At 35.4% G+C, this 1,078-nt stretch carries 2 protein-coding genes; both read left to right on the forward strand.

Going from position 1 to position 1,078, the window contains the following annotated elements:
• A partial coding sequence (gene hpt / locus CGS49_RS13680; RefSeq protein ID WP_097802305.1) for a hypoxanthine phosphoribosyltransferase occupies positions 1–393 on the forward strand: 393 nt, incomplete at its 5' end.
• Between the two features lie 15 nt (positions 394–408).
• On the forward strand, positions 409–1,078 hold a 670-nt coding region (locus tag CGS49_RS13685), incomplete at its 3' end, for an ATP-dependent metallopeptidase FtsH/Yme1/Tma family protein (RefSeq protein ID WP_179859095.1).

Consider the following 1,078-nt stretch of genomic DNA (forward strand, 5'->3'; position numbering starts at 1 on the left):
GAACTTATCAAACATATTGATACACATATTGAGATGGACTTTATGGTTGTTTCAAGCTATGGTGGCGGGATTGTCAGCAGTGGTGAAGTAAAGATTCTTAAGGATGTAGATACTAATATCGAAGGGAGAGACGTTATTTTTATTGAAGATATCATCGATACGGGTCGTACGCTCCTTTATCTTCGAGATATGTTCAAATACCGCAAAGCAAGCTCAGTAAAAATTGCAACTCTTTTTGATAAGCCAGAGGGTCGCGTCGTGGATATTGAGGCTGATTATGTATGTTATGATGTCCCTAACGAATTTATTGTTGGTTTCGGACTAGATTATGATGAAAAATACCGTAACCTTCCTTACGTTGGTGTCCTAAAAGAAGAAATTTATAATAAGTAAAGGGCTAATTAACTTATGAATAATAAAAATAATAATAGCTTCTTACGGAATGCTTTCCTTTACATCGTAATGATTATTGCAGTTGTAACGGCAGTACAGTATTTTGTTGGAGAAAGTCAAAGTCCAAGTCAACAATTATCTTATACCCAGTTGATTAAGAAAATTGAAGATGGTAAGGTAAAATCAATTACCTATCAACCTAATGGTAGTATCATTGAAGTTAAAGGAGACTACAAAAAGGCTGAAAAGGTTGATAATGACCTAAGTTTGCCATTTTTAGGTGGGGCATCGTCAGAGACACAAAGATTTACATCAACTGTGCTTCATAATGAAACGATAATACAGGCATTACAGTCAGCTTCAGAAAAAGCTAATGTTAATATCAAAATGATACGTGAAAGTTCAAGTGGTACTTGGATTTCGTATCTCTTTAGTTACCTTCCTTTGATTGGTATTGCTATTTTTTTCATTTTTATGATGAATCAAGGTGGTAATCGCGGTGCCATGAACTTTGGCCGTAATCGTGCTAAAGCTCAGTCAAAAGAAAATATTAAAGTTCGCTTTACAGATGTAGCCGGTGCAGAAGAAGAAAAAGAAGAACTTGTAGAAATAGTAGATTTCCTCAAAAATCCACGTAAATATAAAGCTTTGGGTGCACGTATTCCTAAAGGAGTCCTCCTCGAAG

This window comes from Faecalibacterium langellae (assembly GCF_002549775.1).
In the GTDB taxonomy this organism is placed as follows: Bacteria; Bacillota; Clostridia; order Oscillospirales; family Ruminococcaceae; genus Faecalibacterium; species Faecalibacterium langellae.